We start from the raw sequence: 19,247 nt of genomic DNA, 5'->3' as shown, positions 1-19,247 counted from the left end.
AGTCGTTTCACTAATCTAAATACCTTTTTAAGATAGCTGCCTCTGAATCTCTCAATCTACGATACTGACCTGGTTTCAAATTCATATCAAGCCTCAAGTCACCAAAAGAAATACGCCTCAAGTATATAACTTTAACGCCATATGCAAGAAACATCTTTTTTACTTGGTGAAATTTCCCTTCTGTGATAGTTATTCTTGCGGTACTTTTGTCATTATTAGCTGTATCAATCGTTAATTCAGCTGGTTTACATTTTGTTCCATCGTCAAATACAACTCCTTCTTCAAAAAAGGTAATAGCATCTCTTTCTAAGAAACCATTTACTTCAACATAATACGTTTTTGCAACGTGGTGTTTTGGATGTAACATTCGGTAACCCAGTGGACCATTATTCGTGATTATTAAAAGCCCTTCCGTATCACGATCTAGACGACCAATCGGATACAATCCCTCCACCTTATCTTTTTCGCTAATTAAGTCTATGACTGTTTTATGTTCTGAATCTCTAACTGCTGAAACAACTCCTGATGGCTTATAAAGAAGGTAATAAGAACTTTCTTTTAGGCAGACTCTCTCTTTTCCTACAAAAATCGATTGTAGACCACTATCTACAATAACATTATCCTTTGTAATAATTTGACCATCTACAGAAACTTGCCTAGAACGAATTAATTTCTTAACCTGATTTCTAGACCCAAATCCTGCCTGACCTAATAATTTATCTAAACGCATACTCTTAGTTTACCATACTGTAAGTTAAACATTTGCTAATTCCTTTTAAAATCTTTATACTACTAATTAGTAATAGAAAAACAAAGGAGATTATCATGGGACTTTTAGTAGATGGCAAATGGGTTGATCAATGGTATGATACTGCATCAACTGGTGGTAAATTCGTCCGAACCGTTACACAATTCCGTCATTGGGTTACTAAAGATGGTTCAGCAGGGCCTAGTGGGGATGCAGGTTTTAAAGCAGAGTCTGGACGATATCATCTCTACGTTTCACTAGCCTGCCCTTGGGCATCACGTGTATTAATCATGAGAAAGCTTAAAAATCTAGAATCTCATATCTCTATCTCCATTGTTAACCCTTTAATGTTGGAGAATGGTTGGACTTTTCAAGAATATAAAGGCGTTATTCCTGATATGATTAACCAAAGCCAATACCTTTACCAAATCTATCAAGCAAGTCAAAGTGATTATACAGGACGCGTGACAGTCCCTGTTCTTTGGGATAAAAAATGCCATACAATCGTTAACAATGAATCATCTGAAATTATGCGTATGTTAAATACTGCATTTAATCATATTACTGGAAATACTGACGATTACTATCCCGATTCCTTGCAAGGACAAATTGACGAAATGAATAATTTTATTTATCCAAAAATAAATAATGGTGTCTATAAAGCTGGTTTTGCTACTTCTCAGAACGTTTATCAAAAGGAAGTTGAAACCTTATTCACAGCTTTAGATCAGTTAGAAAAACACTTATCTGATAACCATTATCTTGTTGGAGAACAATTTACCGAAGCTGATATTCGCCTTTTCACAACTTTAGTTCGCTTTGACACCGTTTATTATGGTCATTTTAAATGTAATTTAAAAGCGCTACATGATTACCCACATTTATGGCATTATACAAAACGTATTTACAACCTACCTGGAATTGCTGAGACAGTTAATTTTGATCATATCAAAAAACACTATTACGGTAGCCATAAAACCATTAACCCTACTGGTATTATTCCAGCTGGACCTAACTTAGACTGGACAATTTAATAAAGCATAATAAAAAAGTAAGAATGAATTTTTTCTCATTGAGATTCATCCTTACTTTTTTATTATTTACTTTACAACTTTGATGCCGCTGCTTCATCCACAATAATCACAACATCATCATGTTTTTGGAGGATACTTGCTGGCATATTTTCTGTGATAGGTCCTTTAATCATACTTGCAATCGCTTCTGCTTTTTCAATACCATACGCCACTAATACGATTGTTTTTGATTTCATAATAGAGCCTATACCCATTGATAAGGCTTGCTTTGGTACATCATCAATACTATTAAAGAAACGACTATTAGCTTCAATTGTACTTGGAGCTAAGTCAACCACATGTGTTGTAATATCAAAAGGTGTACCTGGTTCATTAAAACCAATATGACCGTTACGACCAATTCCAAGGATTTGAAAATCAATTGGATTAGCATTTATAACAGCATCGTATCGTTTTATTTCTTCTTTTAAATCTTTAGCCAAGCCGTTTGGAAGGTTATTTTCCTTGAAAGGTTTAGCATCAAAAAGATGTTTATGCATAAAATAAGAGTAACTTTGATCATTACTTGCGGCAATTCCAACATATTCATCAAGGTTAATAGAAACCATATTTGAAAAATCAAGGTTACTTTTTACAATCTCTTCGTAAAAGGTGATTGGGCTACTTCCTGTTGCCAATCCTAAAGTTTGAGCACCAGCTTTCATTTTCTCTTCTAAAAGAGTAAATGCAATTTTTCCCCCCTCAATGTCGTTCTTAACTGTAATAACTCTCATGTTTACTCTCCTTTTATTTGGTATAGACCTTTATGATTATATTATATGGTATATACCAATTTTTGTCAATAAAAACTTCTTAATTTCGTTATAAAACTAAAAAGAATTACTGTCCATTCTAGTTTAGACAATAACTCCACGATTAATATTTTATATTGAAAATAATTGTCCAATGACATAGGTTGCCAACATTGTCAAACAACCAATCATCACATTTCGACGCATGGCAGGTACTGTAGGGGCTTGGCCTAACTTAGCACTTACATAACCAGTTGATAATAGTGAAACAATAACAATTATTACCGTTCCTACAATTCGTACCGAAAATGGCAATAACAGAATAGTTATAGTTGGAAAAATTGATCCGATGGCAAAAGCTATAAAACTAGATATAGCAGCATGCCAGGGGCTTGTATATTCACCGAACTCAATACCATATTTTTCTTCAACTAAATGCTCAATAGCATTCTTTGAAAAAGCCTTGTCAACTAGCCATTGAGCATGTTCGTGACTTTCTCCTTTTGCTAAGTAGATATCAACTAAGGATTTTTTGGCAAGTTCTGGATTATTTTCTAGTAGTTTCTCTTCACGCGCAACCGCTGCTTGTTCAGTATCTTTTTGAGTAGAAACACTAACATACTCCCCGCCAGCCATAGAAAATGCACCAGCTAAAATCGCGGAAGCTGCTGATAAAAAAATAATCCAAAGGTTATGAGTTGCACTCGCAACACCAATAACAACACCAGCTACAGAGATGATACCATCATTAGCACCAAGAACACCAGCTCTTAAAATATTCAATTGTTGGGAAAAATTTTTTGCTTCTTTCATCTTCTCTACTTCTCACTTTCTGACAATTATTATATCACTTATTTAGAATCATTACAATTATTTTTTATAATCATTCTAAATAAAAAAGATTAGTTGGGTCATTTTTACCGAACGTGATATAATAGAAAAGCTTACTTATAGATAGGAGAAATCATGAATACAAACGATTTTGATTTTTATTTACCAGAAGAACTCATTGCCCAAACACCACTTGAAAAAAGAGACGCTTCTAAACTATTAGTCATTGATCATAAGAATAAGACGATGACAGATAGCCATTTCGATCATATCTTAGATGAACTCAAGCCTGGTGATGCTTTAGTAATGAATAACACACGTGTTCTGCCCGCTCGCCTTTATGGTGAAAAGCCAGATACACACGGCCATGTAGAGTTATTACTTCTCAAAAATACAGAAGGCGATCAATGGGAAGTGCTTGCTAAACCCGCTAAACGCTTACGAGTAGGGACCAAAGTTTCATTTGGTGATGGTCGGTTAATAGCAACAGTCACAAAGGAATTAGAACATGGTGGGCGTATTGTAGAATTCTCATATGATGGTATTTTTCTAGAAGTCCTTGAAAGTTTGGGCGAAATGCCACTTCCGCCATATATTCATGAAAAACTAGAAGATCGTGACCGCTATCAGACTGTGTATGCAAAAGAAAATGGTTCTGCTGCTGCACCAACAGCCGGTCTCCATTTTACAAAAGAACTATTGGAAAAAATTGAAACAAAAGGTGTGAAGCTTGTCTATTTGACGCTTCACGTTGGACTTGGAACTTTCCGTCCTGTTTCAGTTGATAATCTTGATGAACACGAAATGCATTCTGAGTTTTACCAATTATCTAAAGAAGCTGCTGATACTCTCAATGCAGTTAAAGAATCTGGTGGACGTATTGTAGCTGTTGGTACAACTTCTATTCGCACATTAGAGACAATTGGTTCTAAATTCAATGGTGAATTAAAAGCCGACTCAGGGTGGACAAATATTTTTATCAAGCCTGGTTATCAGTTCAAGGTTGTAGACGCTTTTTCAACCAACTTTCACTTACCAAAGTCTACTCTTGTCATGTTAGTATCAGCATTTGCTGGACGTGATTTTGTACTAGAAGCTTACAACCATGCAGTTGAAGAACGATACCGTTTCTTCAGCTTTGGTGATGCTATGTTTGTTAAGTAAGAATAGGCTTTCAATTAGGAAAAAGTTTTATCGTTTTTTAACACGATTGACATACTATAACGCCTCCAAAATGCTACAATATGATAATGAGTAATCGAAGTATTTTAGACGAGCGATTATGTTTTACGGTTAGTGAAACACATCGACTTTTCAATAAATTTTACCAAAAAGCTTTGGATGAATTTCAATTGACTTATCTCCAATACGTTATCTTGTTAGTCCTTTGGGAAGAGGATCATCGGCATATGAAGGAACTTAGTTATGCACTATCTCTTAATTCGAATACCCTAACTCCAGTTTTAAAGCGTATGGAAAATCGTGGGTGGATTGTACGAGAAAAACCAAGAGATGATAAAAGGCAACTCATTATTCATCTAAGTAACAAAGGTATTGAGTCACAAGATGCCGTTGTCAATGCGGTGCAATCGTGCGGGTATTTTTTCTCAGAAATTAGTCCTGAATCTTATCAAAAAACTGTTTCTGCCCTTTCTTCACTTAACCAAGTTATAAAATCACATTTATAAAAACCTCTTAGATAGTTAATCTAAGAGGTTTTTATTATTTTGATAGATTTATTTCTAATTCATATTAACACGATGCCATTGATTAATAACAAAACATAATTGTTCCAGCTGATATAGTCCCACTCCATTAATTTCTGAATCTTCCTGAGTAGAGCCACCTAAACCTGCAGTATAAATAGCAACAATATAAGGCACTTCTTCTTTGACAATTGCTCCAACATTCAACGCCTCACGGACATACCCTGGCTTTTGAGCAACAACAACATCAGATGGTATCAAAGCACGATAATAATCCGTTGGAAAAGCTTCTTCTAAATAAGTAATTAAACTATCATACTTTTTACGATGTTTCCAGAGATAGTCTAGCACTTGAATATAGTAATCTGTTGTCACTTTATTACCGTTTTTTTGTATATTTTTGATGTCTCCTTTAGATTGGCCATAACGACCAAACTTTGAATAAGCACTATCCATGCCACCAATACGCTCAGCTAAAGCATAGGCGGGTGTATTTTCTGAATAAACTAAAGAGTATTTTTGCATATCATCAATAGACATTGCCCCCGAGAAAGCAGCAACATAATTATTATGTTCACCAATATATTCATAGTCAGTCTCGGTAATATCAAAGCGTTCTTCCATGGACAACTTGCCCTTGACCACTGCATCTACTACCAACATGTTAAGAGGTAACTTATAGGTGCTCCCTGCTGTCATAGCCTGAGTATCATTCATAGCGTCCCTTTGTCCTGTTTTTAAATTTTTATAAGAAAAAGCAACACTATTTTTTTCAATGCCATATTCAGACATATAGGCCAGAACAACGTCTTTCAAGGACAAATGGGCATAATCATAATAGAGTCTATAGGCATTCATCAATTCCATATCCTGTTCCATGACCATTTTCTTTTTTTCAAGAGACTTTTCTACAATTTTTTGATCATGTGAGATACTGGATGTCCTTGTGGTTGAAGTAGATAATATTCTTCTATCTTTTGTCTGCTTCAACTTAGAGTTGCTGGACTTATTAAACATTACTAAAAAAATCAGCATGATTAATAAAGTAAGGGCAATAATAATGGTTAATCCTAAAATAAATTCTTTCTTTGTTTGTTTCACAACACCTCTCCTACTAATTTATTATAGTAAGAAAATTAGAAAAAATCAATGAGAATTCTATTCAAACAGTGATAATAAACATCACGTATTCATCCAAATTTTACCCAAAGAAACAATAGTAAACGACAGCAACTATTGTGCTAGTTAATCCAATCAAAGCTTCATAGCTAATTAGTTTCATACGATCTTTTATAGCCATATTGACAGCTCCGCCTGTCGCATGGAAGAAGGATCCATGAGGTAGCGAATCCAGAACAGTCGCACCTGCGTGAATCATAGCTGCACCCGAAACCGCCGGTACCCCCGATTTAATCAAGGTTTCAGCAAACGTTTGTGAAGCGATAGTTGTTCCAGAAGTCGTTGATGCTGTTGCTGCTCCCATAAAAATACCTGAGAGTGGGGCAAGGATAAAGGTCGGCATATTTAAAAATTCAAGGAGATGAATCATATCAAATTGTAGATTAGATGCTTTAATAATACCTGAGAGCGTACCTGTTCCAATCAAAAGAATTGAAACGCCAACAACTTTTGATAAACCGTATTCAACAAACGGTACCGTTTCTTTTAGGTAACCTGTTGCTAAAATACTAATTAGACCACCCAACGGCAGTGCAATCAAGGGATCAATAGTGATTCCAAATAAAGGACGAAGAGCTAATAAGCAGATAACCACAAGTGGACCAGAAATAGCCGGTAAGAATGCTGGCAGATCAGAGCCCACTTGCTCCTCACTATCATAAGAAATATCGTTATTTTTCTTGGAAACAATCTTTGCTAATATAATCGTAACTACTAAAGCTGCAATTGCAGGAATAATATTTTGTACCATTAAGCTTGTTAAATCAACCTTAAATGCTTCTGAAGCAGCAATTGTATTAGGATTGGGTGAGATAATATTCCCAGCCTTACCACCACCAATCATTGCTAACAGTATGCTAGATTTAGAAAGATTAGCTTTTTTACCTATTGCTAATGCAATCGGAGCAACTGTAATAACTGCAATATCAATAAAGACACCTACTGCACAAATAATCATTGTTGCGATGGCTAAAGCTGTGATGGCTCGCTGTTGTCCTAATTTTTTAATGATACTTTCTGCAATTTTTTCAGCTGATCCGGTTTTAATTAAAGCACCCGCTAAAATCCCTGATGTTAAAATGCGTAATATGGATGACATCATCCCTTGCGCACCTAATACCATAGTATTGACAATTGTAACTAAATCACCGCCACCAATCAAACCACCAACTAATGCTCCAAGAATGAGACTATAGGCAGGATGAACTTTTTTGATAATCAGTAAAATAGCAAGCGCTAATCCTATTAAAGCCCCTGTTGTTGTAAATGTAGCTTCCATAACTTATCAGAATTCCTTTCAATATTAATGATTATACAAATTGATTAATCTAAAGACTTGAGTAGCAGTTTCTTTCATATTTTTATAAGCTACCTCTTTAGACATAGCCTCATCTAAACTGATAAGGCGTCGTACGATTGGAAAAAAAGCATCAATACCATGTTGATTACAAAGTATAGCATCTTCGGTGACAGATCCAGAGAATGCCACTACTTTCTTACCATATTTTTTAGCTAATTTTGCTACGCCAATTGGAGCTTTTCCCATCACCGTTTGCCCATCCAGACGACCTTCACCAGTAACTACTAAATCAGCTTCAGAAATCGCTTTTTCTATGTTAATTTCTGATAGAATAATATCAATACCAGGTTCTAAGGTGGCATTTGTAAAGGCTAAAAAGGCAAATCCAAGCCCACCCGCTGCACCTGTTCCTTCAATAGTTGCATCTGCTTTTTCACTAACTGAAGTAGCTAAAGTAGCATAATTACTTAACCAAGTATCCATTTTTGTAATCATATCTTCATCAGCACCTTTTTGGGGTCCAAAAATCGAACTACAACCTTGAGCACCACATAAAGGATTTGTTACATCACATGCAATTTTAAAATCACATTCTTTTAATTCTTCAATAACCTTATCAGTAGAGATAGATTTTAAATCTGCCAATCCTTGTGCTCCCAAACTGATTTCTTGATTATCTTTATCTAATAATGCATATCCCAAAGCTTGTAGCATACCTGCCCCACCATCATTAGTAGCACTACCTCCAATACCAATAATAAAGTGCCTACAGCCTTTACTTATAGCATCCTTTATCATTTCTCCAACTCCATAAGTGGTTGTATGGAGAGGATTTCTCTCTTCAGTAGCAATTAGGGTAATACCAGCAGCTGCAGCCATTTCAATAATAGCTAACTGACGCTGTGGAATAATACCATAACTCGCATGTACTTTTTCTCCAAGAGGCCCCTTAACAGGGATTGTTTCGATCGTCCCCCCCATACCTAGCGTCAAAGCTTCAACAGTTCCTTCTCCCCCGTCTGCTAATGGATGTACTTCCACATCCGCCCCTGGGATTACTTCATTAATTGACTCCTTTATAGCATTGCCAGCTTCTAAAGAAGAAAGACTCCCTTTCAAAGAATCAATAGCTACTACTACCTTCATTTGAAAACCTCCTTGAAAATATTTTGTGAATCTTTGTTATTTTTTTCACTATTTTATATCACTCAATTATAGTAACAAAATCAAATAACAAAAAATATAGACTATAGAACAAATGTTAGCGTTTTTATGATATGATATTTGTTATATATAACAAAAGGTAAGCTGAATGAAATTAAGAAAACAACTCGCACAACAAATCGTTACCTCTATCAAAGATGTTTGTCAACAAGATATTAATTTTATTAATACCAAAGGAATCATTTTCGCTAGTACCAATCCAAAACGTGTTGGAGAATTCCATGAAATTGGTTTAAAAGTAGCACAGACAGGACAAATGATTGAAGTAACAGATCAAGAATCTTATTTTGGGACACAAGCAGGGATCAATATTCCTTTCTATTATAATTGTGAATTATTAGCTACTATTGGGATTAGTGGAAACCCCAACCAAGTAGGAAAATATGCTTTACTTGCTCAAAAAATGACTCGACTCATCTTAAAAGAGCATGAATTAGATTATCTGGATTTCGGGCGAAAAAACGAAGCTTCTATTGTCTTACATCATCTTGTTGAAGGCAGAGAGTTAGACTACTATTACCTCAATCAATTTTTAAACCAATACCACCTATCAGAAAAAACTGACTATCGTCTACTCACTTTTGAAATCAATAGTCAAAAACAAAAATTACTCTTAAGTCAATCTGAAATGTCACTCTTGAACTTTTTTGATAAACTTGACACTGCTATTTATACCTTTAATTATCCCAATCAATACTGGCTTTTACTTTCTGACCAGATGTTTGACTATTATTATCCAAATATCCTGTCAAAGTTTGAATGCGAAAAGGGCCTCTATAAAGTTGGTATCGGACAAAAATCATCTTTATCACTTTTAAAAAGATCATATGAAACGTCTATCTTAGCCCTGAAAGCTTTAAAAGGTCAACAGAAGGTCAACCTCGTCGACGACCTTGATCTTGAACTGTTATTAACAAGTATTGATTCTAATATTAAACAATATGTGCTAAATAAAGCGCTTGTAAACTTATCTGAAAATGATAAGATCTTGCTTAACTCATATTTTAAGCATAATCTATCATTAAAAGAATGTAGTCAGGAACTTTTTATCCATAAAAATACTGTTCAATATAGGTTAAATAAGATTTATGAATCAACGCAACTCAACCCAAGAAACTTTAAGGATGCAACTTTATTGTATCTAGCACTTAAATCAGAAGATATTAACCTTCATAAATTATAATAAAAAGGAGTAACCTATGGATACTCCTTTTTATATTAAATTGAAACAGAGACTAGTTGTTTAACATGTTATCTGTTATGATGTTCAAACAATGATTGGCCATTTGTCTTAATCACTTTTTGGTACCAACCAAATGACTTCTTCTTGTAACGTTGTAGACTCCCTGTTCCATCATCATTTCGATCAACATATATTAGACCATAACGTTTACTTAGTTGAGCTGTAGACATGGATACACAATCAATGCACCCCCAAGATGTATATCCCATTATTTCAACACCATCTTCAATAGCTTTAGCAACTTGAACTAAATGTTGATTCATATAATCAATACGATAATCATCTTCAACAGTATAATCACCGTCTAGTGTTTCTATCAATTGATCTTTTGCTCCCAATCCATTTTCTACAATAAACAACGGAATCTGATAACGTTCATAATACTGATTTAAGACTAGGCGTAGCCCGATGGGATCGATTTGCCATCCCCATTCTGAAGTTGTTAAATGAGGATTAGTCAGGCCTCCAAGGATATTTCCCTGACCACTTTGATAATTTTCAAAGTCATAAGCTTGTGTCACGCTCATATAGTAACTAAACGATAGGAAATCTACTGTATTTTGTGCCAATATTTCCTCATCTCCTTCTTCAAATTTAATTTTAATACCATTATTTTTGAAATAGGATTGAATATAAGTGGGATATTTACCTCTGACATGTATATCTGAAAATAGCAGATTATGTTGTTCAAATTGTCTTGCAGCCAGGACATCTCTTGGATCAGATGTCATAGGATAAGCTGGCATAGCCAGAATCATACAGCCAATTTTAAAATTAGGGTTGATAGAACGCCCTAATTTTGTCACTCTAGCCGATGCTACTAATTCATGATGAATAGCTTGATAAAGCTCCTGAGGACTTAGTTGTGATTTGTCGGTCATAATAGCACCACTGGTGAAAGGCATATGTAAAATAGAATTCACTTCATTAAAAGTCAACCAATATTTCACCTTATCTTTATAACGCTCCATGACTGTTTGAGCAAATTTCTCAAAAAATGCTATCAAACGTCTATCAGCCCAACCATTATAGGTCTTTGCAAGATGAAGCGGTGTTTCATAATGAGATAAGGTAACCAAGGGCTCGATATTATATTTAAGCAACTCGTCAAATAAATTATCATAAAATTGTAAGCCAGCTTCGTTTGGAGCACTATCATCACCATTTGGAAAAATTCGAGACCAGGCAATAGAGGTTCTAAAAACTTTAAAGCCCATCTCTGCAAACAGTTTTATATCATTTTTATAGTTATGATAAAAATCAATTGCTTCTAGCTTCAAATTGTCTGGAGTAGGTTTGGCGGTGAAATCGCCTAAACCGCCATTTGGAAGTACATCTTGTACAGATAAACCTTTGCCATCTGTTCTAAATGCACCCTCTACCTGATTGGCAGCAACTGCACCTCCCCATAGAAAATGTTTAGGAAAAACCGTCATATTATCATCCTTCCTTTTAAAGAATTACAAGTAAATCATCTTCATTTGTAACCATTGTCTCTTCGTCTTTAACGATAATTTCAAGTTGATCAATTGAATTTGTAACCACAACCGGACTAATAAGAGAATACCCCTTTGAACTAATAAAATCAATATCCATTCGCAAAAGTAACTGTCCTCGTTTAACAAAATCGCCAACTTTGACCAATTGTTCAAAACCTTCTCCATTTAGTTCTACAGTATCTATTCCAATATGGATTAACACTTCGACTCCCTTATCATCCTTTAAGGCAATGGCATGTTTTGTAGGAAATAAACTTATAATTTCACCATCAAATGGTGCATAAACTTCACCCACACTAGGAGTGATTGCTAAACCTTCACCTAGTAATTTAGATGAAAATGTTTCATCGGGTACTTTAGATAAAGGTAATACATTGCCTACCATAGGTGAATACAATGTCTCTTTTTTTGATAAACCACTTCTAATATGTGTGTGCTCTTGAGCATTAATACTACTTTTTTCGTTTTCTCCTTCATCAATTCCCAAGAACCATGTAATAATGAAAGTCAAAATAATAGTAGCTATTGCTGCAATAACAGCATTACTGAAATTATTGCCCCCCTGTGGATTGATGTATTGTGGCAAACCAATAATAGATGGCACTACAAATGTATAGGAAGCAATATTAACTAATCCAATATAAGCTCCTACTAAACCACCTGATATCATTGCAGCGTATAAAGGCTTCTTGAATTTCAGTGTGACACCATAAAGTGCAGGTTCTGTGATACCAGCTAGTAGTGCTGATAAACCTGCTGCAAAGGCCACCTGACGTGTCTGTTTTTGTTTAGCCTTAACTGCAACAGCAAGGGAAGCTGCACCTTGAGCTAAATTAGAAGCTAACATTGCTGGTAAAATCAAAACATCTGGTGTCGTAACAGAAGCAGCTAAAAAGATTGGAGCAAATGCCCAGTGCATTCCTGTCATAACAACCAATGGCATAATAGCACCAAGAATAGCTAAAGCTAACCATGGTGCCACATGGTAAATCGAAAGCATTGCACTAGACAATCCTTTACCAATAATTACCCCCAGTGGCCCCACGACCACTAAAGCTAAAAAGCCAGAAATGAGAATAATCAAAGTCGGTTGTAAAAAACTCTTCATTACACTAGGAACAATTTTATTAATCCATCTCTCAATATATTGCATAAGAAAAACCATAATTAAGATTGGAATAACAGAAGAACCATAACTAGCCAGTGTAACCGGAGCTCCAAATAAAGATAATGGTTTTCCTTCAGCTACCATTGTCACAAAAGCAGGGTGTAAGAGAATCCCTCCTACTGTAGCAGCTAATACAGGTGTAACTTTAAATCGTGACGCAGCTGAATAAGCAATCATTATTGGCATAAAATAATAAGCGGCATCACCAAAAAAATTGATAAAAGCTACTGTTTGAGAACTAGAGTTTGCTATACCGAGCATAGGGAGCAAAATACCTATAACCTTGAGCATACCTCCTCCTAGAAGAGCAGGTATAAGCGGCGTAATGACTCCTGCAATCGTTTCAATTAATTTCTCAAGTATTGAACTCTTTTTTTGTGATGAAAATTCTCTGGTAGTATTTTCAAAATGACCTAAGGCCAAAAAAGCATTATAATAATTATTGACATCATTTCCCAAAATAATTTGGTATTGATCATTTTTACGCATAACACCGATAACATTCGGAATAGTTTTAATAACCTGATCGTTGACAATTTCATCATTGTCTAAAACTAATCGTAATCGTGTCACACAGTGGGTTACGTGTTGAATATTTTTTTCTCCCCCTACTGCTGCTAAAATAGCTTTAGCAGTCTCTTGGTATTTAGTCATCTGATATCTCCTTTAAATTTTTAACTAATCGTTTAACATGCACCGTCAGATATAGGAGTTCACTTGAATTAAGTTGATATTGGTATTGGATAGCCATATTGTTGCCGATCTCTTTAACACATTTATATTCTCTCGGATATTTTTTCTTAACTACCAAAAGTAAATCAGCATCATCATCTTCGTATTTCATTCCTGATAAAACACGTTGAGCAAATAATTTGGTATGTGTCATGAAACGATAATAATCAATTGAACTTTCATCTAGTTCTGTTCGAAAATCTATTTTTACTTTCTGTTCAATGTAAGATACAATCTCAGTGATTTTATGCGCTTCATTAAACGGATTATCCAATCCAGCATTTACAAAGTGCATAGCAATAAAAGCTGACTCATCAATTGTTAAACAAATACCCAATTCATCCTTTATAAGTTCCAGAGCCTTCATCCCAATGGAGTATTCATCAGGATAGTAACGCTGGATTTCCAACCTTAGTGGATTTTGGATAACCATTCCTTGTTCATGTCTTTCAATAGCCGAATGAATATGATCTGTCAAATTAATATAAAGAATTTCATCTAAGTTCTTACCCAATTTGATTTTACCTAGGTTGATAATTCGTTCTGAACATGCAACTACTTCTTCTGGAACAGTAATAAATAACTCCGTAAAACGGTTCATGTTATCACTATTTTTTAAAACAAATGACTTCTCAATAGCATCGCTATTAATCCTATCACCTATTCTTTTCTTAAATGCAATTCCTTTCCCCATCAGTAACACATCTAATCCTTGATGTGTTACTGATATGACTGCATTATGATTTAATACGCGTTTTATAATCATTAAAGTCCTAGTCCTTCACTCACACAATAAAAAATGACCCATCCAAGACACAACAAAAAGTCGTCGTTGAATAGGTCCCTGCTCACAAAATGTGATAACATCCTTTATTATGCAATTTTATCTGTTATCAGCTTGCTTACCTTAAATAATAACACCTGAAAACGTCTTAATTTTATCATTTCTTACTAATCTTGTCAAGCGCTTTCAATAAACTTATTCGCTTAGTTTAAGACAATAGGACTGTTCTAGTTTTATCTGAGTTTGGACTTCTAGACTTTTAAAAAACATTATCAACTTTTAGAATAATAAAAAAACGAGCCTATCGACTCGTTTTTTTATTAAGCTTTAGCAGCTTGGTAAAGTTCATTTACTTTATTCCAGTTAATAATTTCAAAGAAAGCTTTGATGTAGTTAGGACGAACATTACGATAGTTTAAGTAATAAGCATGCTCCCATACATCAAGCCCTAAAATAGGTTTCTTGCCTTCCATAATTGGAGTATCTTGATTGGCAGTTGAAAGCACTTCAAGTTTGCCTTCAGCATTAACAACAAGCCAAGCCCAACCTGAACCAAAACGTCCTGTTGCTGCTGCTGTGAAAGCAGCTTTAAAGTCTTCAAATGAACCAAAAGTTGCATCAATGTCTTCAGATAACTCTTGTGAAATTTGAGTTTCTTCTGGTGACATCAATTCCCAGAAAAGAGCGTGGTTAAGATGTCCGCCACCGTTATTGATGACTGCCTGACGAATATCTTCTGGAATTTGAGAAACATCAGCCAAGAGCGCCTCTAAGTCTTCTCCAATTTCAGGATGTTTCTCAAGAGCAGCATTTGCATTAGCAACATAAGTTGCATGGTGCTTATCATGATGTAGTGTCATCGTCTCAGCATCAATATGTGGCTCAAGCGCATCATATGCATAGGGTAAATCTGGTAAAATAATTGCCATGTCGAAATCCTCTTTTCATCTATTGTTACCCTTATTCTATAGGAATTTGGAACAGCTTTCAACTCTTTTGTTTCTTTAATTAGGGCTTTTTATGAGCAATTTTTAATAAGGCTAAATCAAAGAGATAATCCTTATCATAAGTCCCTCTTTTAATAGCATAGTCAGTCTCAATTAAAATCCTAATCGCTTCTTTTAAAAAAGCGAGGGGAAGATTTCTAGAATCTCTGACAGCAAATTTTACTTGATAAGGGTTGATTTTACGTCCTATGTAATGGGATAGTTCAGAAACAATTTGACTCTCTGACTTTCCTTTACTAGCCAATATTTTAACTTGCAAAAACATCCGAAACTGTCCTAACATGATTGCAATCAATTTGATTTCGTCTTCGCCTTGTAGACGTAAATCTCTTACTAAATCACGCGCTAAATCTATCCTACCAAGTAAGACATCTTGAGTCAAATCAAATATATTATCTTGCAGGCTTTTAGGGATAGCCTCTCTAACATCATTGGACGAAATATGACCGTCTGTTTTATATGACTTTAAGAAAGCGATATTCGTTAAAGTATCACTAAAATCATAGTTAGACTTAATCAATAACTCATCAAAAACACCTGCTTCAAAAACTAATCCTTCTTGGTGAGCATATTTTTGAAAATACGTCTTTAAATCTGATTCTTTTAAAGTATTAGCCTCTAAAACACGAGCATCACGTTTCAATAACTTTACAAGTCTACGTTTTCCATCAAGTTTTCCTGGGGCACAAATAACAAGTCTCGTAGTATCTACAGGATTCTGCAAGTAGGCTTCAAAGCGCTTCATTGCTTGTTCATCTAAATAAGTTTTTTTATCAGTCGTAATATCTTGAAACTGATCAAAAATAACAACCTTGTAGTCTGATAAAAAAGGTAAACTTTCTAAGTCTAATTCCGCATTTTGATAGTCTTCTTCACTTAAATCAAAATAAGAATAGGCTAAATCGTCTTTATTGAATCCAATTACCTGAAATAGCTTCTCTTTCATCTGAGCATATTGCCCTAAATCTTCTCCTGCTAAAACAGTTACTAACCCTAAATTATCTGGGGTAATTCTCCCAATTTCTTCAATCGCAATCATATTCCTTATTATACCATAAGGAAACTTTTCAAGGTGTCAAATAATACTTAAAATCATTCATCAACTCTATGAGAAATAATTCCAAATTGACAATCTCGGATAAAATGGTCATTATTCTCTTCTAATTCTTTTTGTAAATTGACATCTTCTAACCCCTGAAGGTCACTATATTTTTGTATTCTTTCTTTCATGATATTTAGTAGCCAAGATAGATCTGTACCAGTTTGTGACGTTTGAATGACATTTTCTGATACAAAATGGTCAACGATTAAGCCTGCTTCTAACATTAATTGCTCAAGTTGACTTCCAATATGAATGTGTCCTCCTTCCTTCTCAACAGTTTGCCAGATTAGTGATTGTATTTTATTCATATTTACAAAGCTAGGCTTAGCTAGTTCTAAACACATTGCATCACTTTCTTGAAAAACATAAAAACCATTTTGCTTTAACAAAGGTGTTAAACTTTCTATTACTTTCTTTGGATTTTTTTGATACATTAATACACGACGTCCAATAATAGCATCAAAACTTTTTGTTTCAAAGGAGGAAAGTGCTGCTAAATCTGCATTTTGATAACTAACATTAGCATAGCCATTATCATGTCTAGCTTGCCATAAAAGTTGTTCATTAATATCAATTCCTACAACATCACCTTCTTTACCAACGATATCAGCAGCCAAACGCGTTAATTCCCCACTACCACAACCAATATCCATAACTCTCATACCGGGCTGCAAAGCTTTTTTTAATAATGCTTTTGAAAAATCTTCTCTGTGAAACATAATAACACTCTCCTCTCTTCTATTTTAGCAAATTAAAGGTTAATACGTACTATCAGCAAAAAATTATAATAGGTTGAAATTTTATAGCATTATTTTCTTGTTTTCGTATCTACTTTATTATAGAATAACAACTAATCATTTTTAGCATGACGAGCTCAATTACAAAAGGATAATCATGAAAAACTATCGAAAACTTATTGTACTACTACTTCTAATCTTTTTTGCCATTTTTATGGGAGCATATGCTTACACGCATATTGTTGAAAAAAGATCCCTAACTAGCAATACTATTGAAAAAACTCTACCTGTGGTAAATCAGATTAAGCCTCAAACCATTAAAGAATACCAAAATTACTTAACTAAGGTAGCTAAACGTAATGTTCTTCCTGTAGACATTCCTCAGGCATTAAATAATGAAAAGGTAGAAATTACCGCTACTGATGGCATGCAAACATTCACTTGGAATGATAAAAATAATCCTAAGCAAAAGGTTATCTTCTATGTTCATGGAGGATCATATATCCATCAAGCTTCTGAATTACAATATATTTTTGTCAATAAACTAGCTAAAAAATTAGATGCAAAAGTTGTCTTTCCCATTTACCCTAAAGCTCCTACATATAATTATAGTGATGCTATCCCCAAAATTAAAAAATTATACCAAAATACATTAGCTAGCGTCACATCTCACAAACAGATTATCCTAGTAGGTGAAAGTGCAGGCGGAGGTCTTGCTTTAGGTCTTGCTGATAACCTTGTCACGGAGCATATCAAACAACCAAAAGAAATTATTTTAATATCACCATGGTTAGATATTGCTACTAATAATCCAAAGATTGAAAAAGTTCAAAAAAAAGATCCCCTTCTTAAAGCTTGGCAATTACAACAAGTAGCTCCTTACTGGGCAAATGGAAAAAAGAATTTTAAAAATCCTCAAGTTAGTCCTCTTTACAGTAGCCAATTTAACAAGATGGCTCCAATATCGTTTTTTATAGGAACGCACGATATTTTCTACCCCGATAATCAATTATTACATCAAAAATTAGCAAAAGAAAACATTAAACACCACTATATCGTTGGTCAAAAAATGAACCACGTTTATCCAGTCTTACCGGTTCCTGAAGCAGAGACTGCTTTCAAACAAATGCTTAAAATTATCAATCATTAAATAAAAAGGTTTCCAATCAAGTTTAGTTGGAAACCTTTTTTCTATTACTTTTGAATGACTAATTGTCTTGAGATAAAAACTCTGAGAATAAAACTTCTTGACTAATATTTTCAGCTAAAGCCTGTTTAAAAGCTAATTTCCCTAAATAATAGGATTTGTGATCAATCGTTGGGAGTTTCAAAAGTTGCCCAACTAATAAACATTCCTGACCAATAATATAGGGACGTTTTTTCCTACTTTCTTCATAACCTTTTATTAGCCCTGCCGCGACTTCATCACTTGTAGCTAATATACCATCTATACTAACTTCTTTTACCAATTGATAAGATAAATTTAGTCCATCATTAAAGTCATGAACATTCCCAACTACCATATATGGAGAGGATAGTTGCCCATAGACCTCTTGATAAGCTAATAATGCGGATTGATAGGTAGCAGAGGATTCATTATTCCTTGAAAATAATAAAACTAAGTGCTCCAAACCTCGTAACTTCATATCAGAAAATGCCTCTAGAAATGAAGAATAGCGATCAAGGTAAGCAGAGGATAGATGATTATATTCCTGCAATTTTTCACAAACTACTATTCGTCCATATTCTGCATAAGTTTCAATAATATCGAGGCTAATTGCTCTTGAAGTGAATATTAAAGCATCAATAGCTTCCATCTTGAGCTGTTTCAAGTAGGAAAGTTCTAATTCTTGGTTGTAATCCGAAGGCATCATAACAAGTTGATAATCGGTAGTTTTAGCAGCATCTAATAGGCCATTTATTAATTGTGTAAAATAAGGATGGCGCGTGTGGGGAATGACGACACCTATTTTTTGTGTTTTGCCTCGACTTAAATCCCGCGCTAGTTGATTTGGTATATAATCCAATTCGGTGATAAGAGCCATTACTTTTTGTCGCGTCTCATCAGAAACATGTGGGTGATGATTGATAACACGGGAAACTGTTGATTTAGCAACACCTGCCTTTTTAGCTATATCACTAATACTTGTCATTATAAGGCT

At 34.6% G+C, this 19,247-nt stretch carries 18 protein-coding genes; 5 read left to right on the top strand and 13 right to left on the bottom strand.

From position 1 onward, the window contains the following. Window positions 1-10: 10 nt before the first annotated feature. The gene (locus tag QOR44_RS03830; RefSeq protein WP_001234960.1) at window positions 11-730 is read right to left on the bottom strand and encodes a 16S rRNA pseudouridine(516) synthase; all 720 of its coding nucleotides are present in this window, start codon (window positions 728-730) and stop codon (window positions 11-13) included. A gap of 95 nt (window positions 731-825) precedes the next feature. On the opposite strand from QOR44_RS03830, the gene QOR44_RS03825 reads away from it, so the two are divergent. Continuing rightward, on the top strand, window positions 826-1,782 hold the full coding sequence (locus QOR44_RS03825; protein ID WP_000523783.1) for a glutathione S-transferase family protein: 957 nt from the start codon (window positions 826-828) through the stop codon (window positions 1,780-1,782). A 71-nt stretch (window positions 1,783-1,853) separates the two neighbouring features. On the opposite strand, the gene QOR44_RS03820 is transcribed toward QOR44_RS03825, so the two are convergent. Together QOR44_RS03820 and QOR44_RS03815 are read right to left on the bottom strand one after the other, a co-directional pair. Continuing rightward, the gene (locus QOR44_RS03820; protein ID WP_001263957.1) at window positions 1,854-2,555 is read right to left on the bottom strand and encodes a glucosamine-6-phosphate deaminase; all 702 of its coding nucleotides are present in this window, start codon (window positions 2,553-2,555) and stop codon (window positions 1,854-1,856) included. Window positions 2,556-2,705: 150 nt separating this feature from the next. Continuing rightward, window positions 2,706-3,386 (bottom strand): VIT1/CCC1 transporter family protein, encoded by a 681-nt coding sequence (locus QOR44_RS03815; protein WP_000656582.1) that lies wholly within the window; start codon window positions 3,384-3,386, stop codon window positions 2,706-2,708. Between the two features lie 153 nt (window positions 3,387-3,539). Between QOR44_RS03815 and queA the strand changes: the two genes are divergently transcribed. Both queA and QOR44_RS03805 read left to right on the top strand, forming a co-directional pair. Further along, on the top strand, window positions 3,540-4,568 hold the full coding sequence (gene queA / locus QOR44_RS03810; protein ID WP_001095268.1) for a tRNA preQ1(34) S-adenosylmethionine ribosyltransferase-isomerase QueA: 1,029 nt from the start codon (window positions 3,540-3,542) through the stop codon (window positions 4,566-4,568). Window positions 4,569-4,648: 80 nt separating this feature from the next. Then, on the top strand, window positions 4,649-5,092 hold the full coding sequence (locus QOR44_RS03805; protein WP_000606029.1) for a MarR family winged helix-turn-helix transcriptional regulator: 444 nt from the start codon (window positions 4,649-4,651) through the stop codon (window positions 5,090-5,092). 54 nt (window positions 5,093-5,146) lie between these two features. On the opposite strand, the gene QOR44_RS03800 is transcribed toward QOR44_RS03805, so the two are convergent. From QOR44_RS03800 to QOR44_RS03790, 3 genes are all read right to left on the bottom strand, one after another. Continuing rightward, complete coding sequence (locus QOR44_RS03800; RefSeq protein ID WP_000814859.1) at window positions 5,147-6,211, bottom strand: serine hydrolase; 1,065 nt, start codon at window positions 6,209-6,211, stop codon at window positions 5,147-5,149. Between the two features lie 100 nt (window positions 6,212-6,311). Continuing rightward, the gene (locus tag QOR44_RS03795; RefSeq protein WP_000388411.1) at window positions 6,312-7,568 is read right to left on the bottom strand and encodes a GntP family permease; all 1,257 of its coding nucleotides are present in this window, start codon (window positions 7,566-7,568) and stop codon (window positions 6,312-6,314) included. 24 nt (window positions 7,569-7,592) lie between these two features. Continuing rightward, entirely contained in the window at window positions 7,593-8,735 is a 1,143-nt protein-coding gene (locus tag QOR44_RS03790) for a glycerate kinase family protein (protein WP_000869903.1), read from the bottom strand. 166 nt (window positions 8,736-8,901) lie between these two features. On the opposite strand from QOR44_RS03790, the gene QOR44_RS03785 reads away from it, so the two are divergent. Beyond that, window positions 8,902-9,996 carry a CdaR family transcriptional regulator gene (locus QOR44_RS03785; RefSeq protein ID WP_000776696.1) on the top strand — a complete coding sequence of 365 codons (1,095 nt, stop codon included), beginning with the start codon at window positions 8,902-8,904 and terminating at the stop codon, window positions 9,994-9,996. Window positions 9,997-10,064: 68 nt separating this feature from the next. Here QOR44_RS03785 and QOR44_RS03780 read toward each other — a convergent pair whose 3' ends face one another. From QOR44_RS03780 to QOR44_RS03755, 6 genes are all read right to left on the bottom strand, one after another. Further along, the gene (locus tag QOR44_RS03780) at window positions 10,065-11,492 is read right to left on the bottom strand and encodes a glycoside hydrolase family 1 protein (RefSeq protein ID WP_000215673.1); all 1,428 of its coding nucleotides are present in this window, start codon (window positions 11,490-11,492) and stop codon (window positions 10,065-10,067) included. Between the two features lie 16 nt (window positions 11,493-11,508). Beyond that, window positions 11,509-13,377, bottom strand: coding sequence for a PTS beta-glucoside transporter subunit IIBCA (locus QOR44_RS03775; protein ID WP_000170539.1), 1,869 nt, complete (start codon window positions 13,375-13,377; stop codon window positions 11,509-11,511). After that, entirely contained in the window at window positions 13,370-14,221 is an 852-nt protein-coding gene (licT, locus tag QOR44_RS03770; RefSeq protein ID WP_000584608.1) for a BglG family transcription antiterminator LicT, read from the bottom strand. Before licT ends, QOR44_RS03775 begins: the two co-directional genes overlap by 8 nt. A 338-nt stretch (window positions 14,222-14,559) precedes the next feature. Then, complete coding sequence (gene sodA / locus QOR44_RS03765) at window positions 14,560-15,168, bottom strand: superoxide dismutase SodA (protein WP_000974717.1); 609 nt, start codon at window positions 15,166-15,168, stop codon at window positions 14,560-14,562. Window positions 15,169-15,247: 79 nt separating this feature from the next. Next, window positions 15,248-16,285: a DNA polymerase III subunit delta gene (gene holA, locus QOR44_RS03760; protein ID WP_000560292.1), complete on the bottom strand. Its 1,038-nt coding sequence runs from the start codon at window positions 16,283-16,285 to the stop codon at window positions 15,248-15,250. A gap of 53 nt (window positions 16,286-16,338) precedes the next feature. Next, a complete protein-coding gene (locus QOR44_RS03755; RefSeq protein WP_000468967.1) occupies window positions 16,339-17,067 on the bottom strand; it encodes a methyltransferase domain-containing protein in 729 nt (242 codons plus the stop codon). Window positions 17,068-17,242: 175 nt separating this feature from the next. On the opposite strand from QOR44_RS03755, the gene QOR44_RS03750 reads away from it, so the two are divergent. Then, the gene (locus QOR44_RS03750; RefSeq protein WP_000800991.1) at window positions 17,243-18,235 is read left to right on the top strand and encodes an alpha/beta hydrolase fold domain-containing protein; all 993 of its coding nucleotides are present in this window, start codon (window positions 17,243-17,245) and stop codon (window positions 18,233-18,235) included. A gap of 58 nt (window positions 18,236-18,293) precedes the next feature. On the opposite strand, the gene QOR44_RS03745 is transcribed toward QOR44_RS03750, so the two are convergent. Beyond that, window positions 18,294-19,238: a LacI family DNA-binding transcriptional regulator gene (locus QOR44_RS03745; protein WP_000200826.1), complete on the bottom strand. Its 945-nt coding sequence runs from the start codon at window positions 19,236-19,238 to the stop codon at window positions 18,294-18,296. Window positions 19,239-19,247 lie beyond the last annotated feature (9 nt).

Source organism: Streptococcus agalactiae, assembly GCF_949788565.1.
Taxonomy (GTDB): domain Bacteria; phylum Bacillota; class Bacilli; order Lactobacillales; family Streptococcaceae; genus Streptococcus; species Streptococcus agalactiae.
The sequence above is the reverse complement of the archived record's forward strand: the minus strand, read 5'-3'. Positions and strand labels throughout refer to the sequence as shown.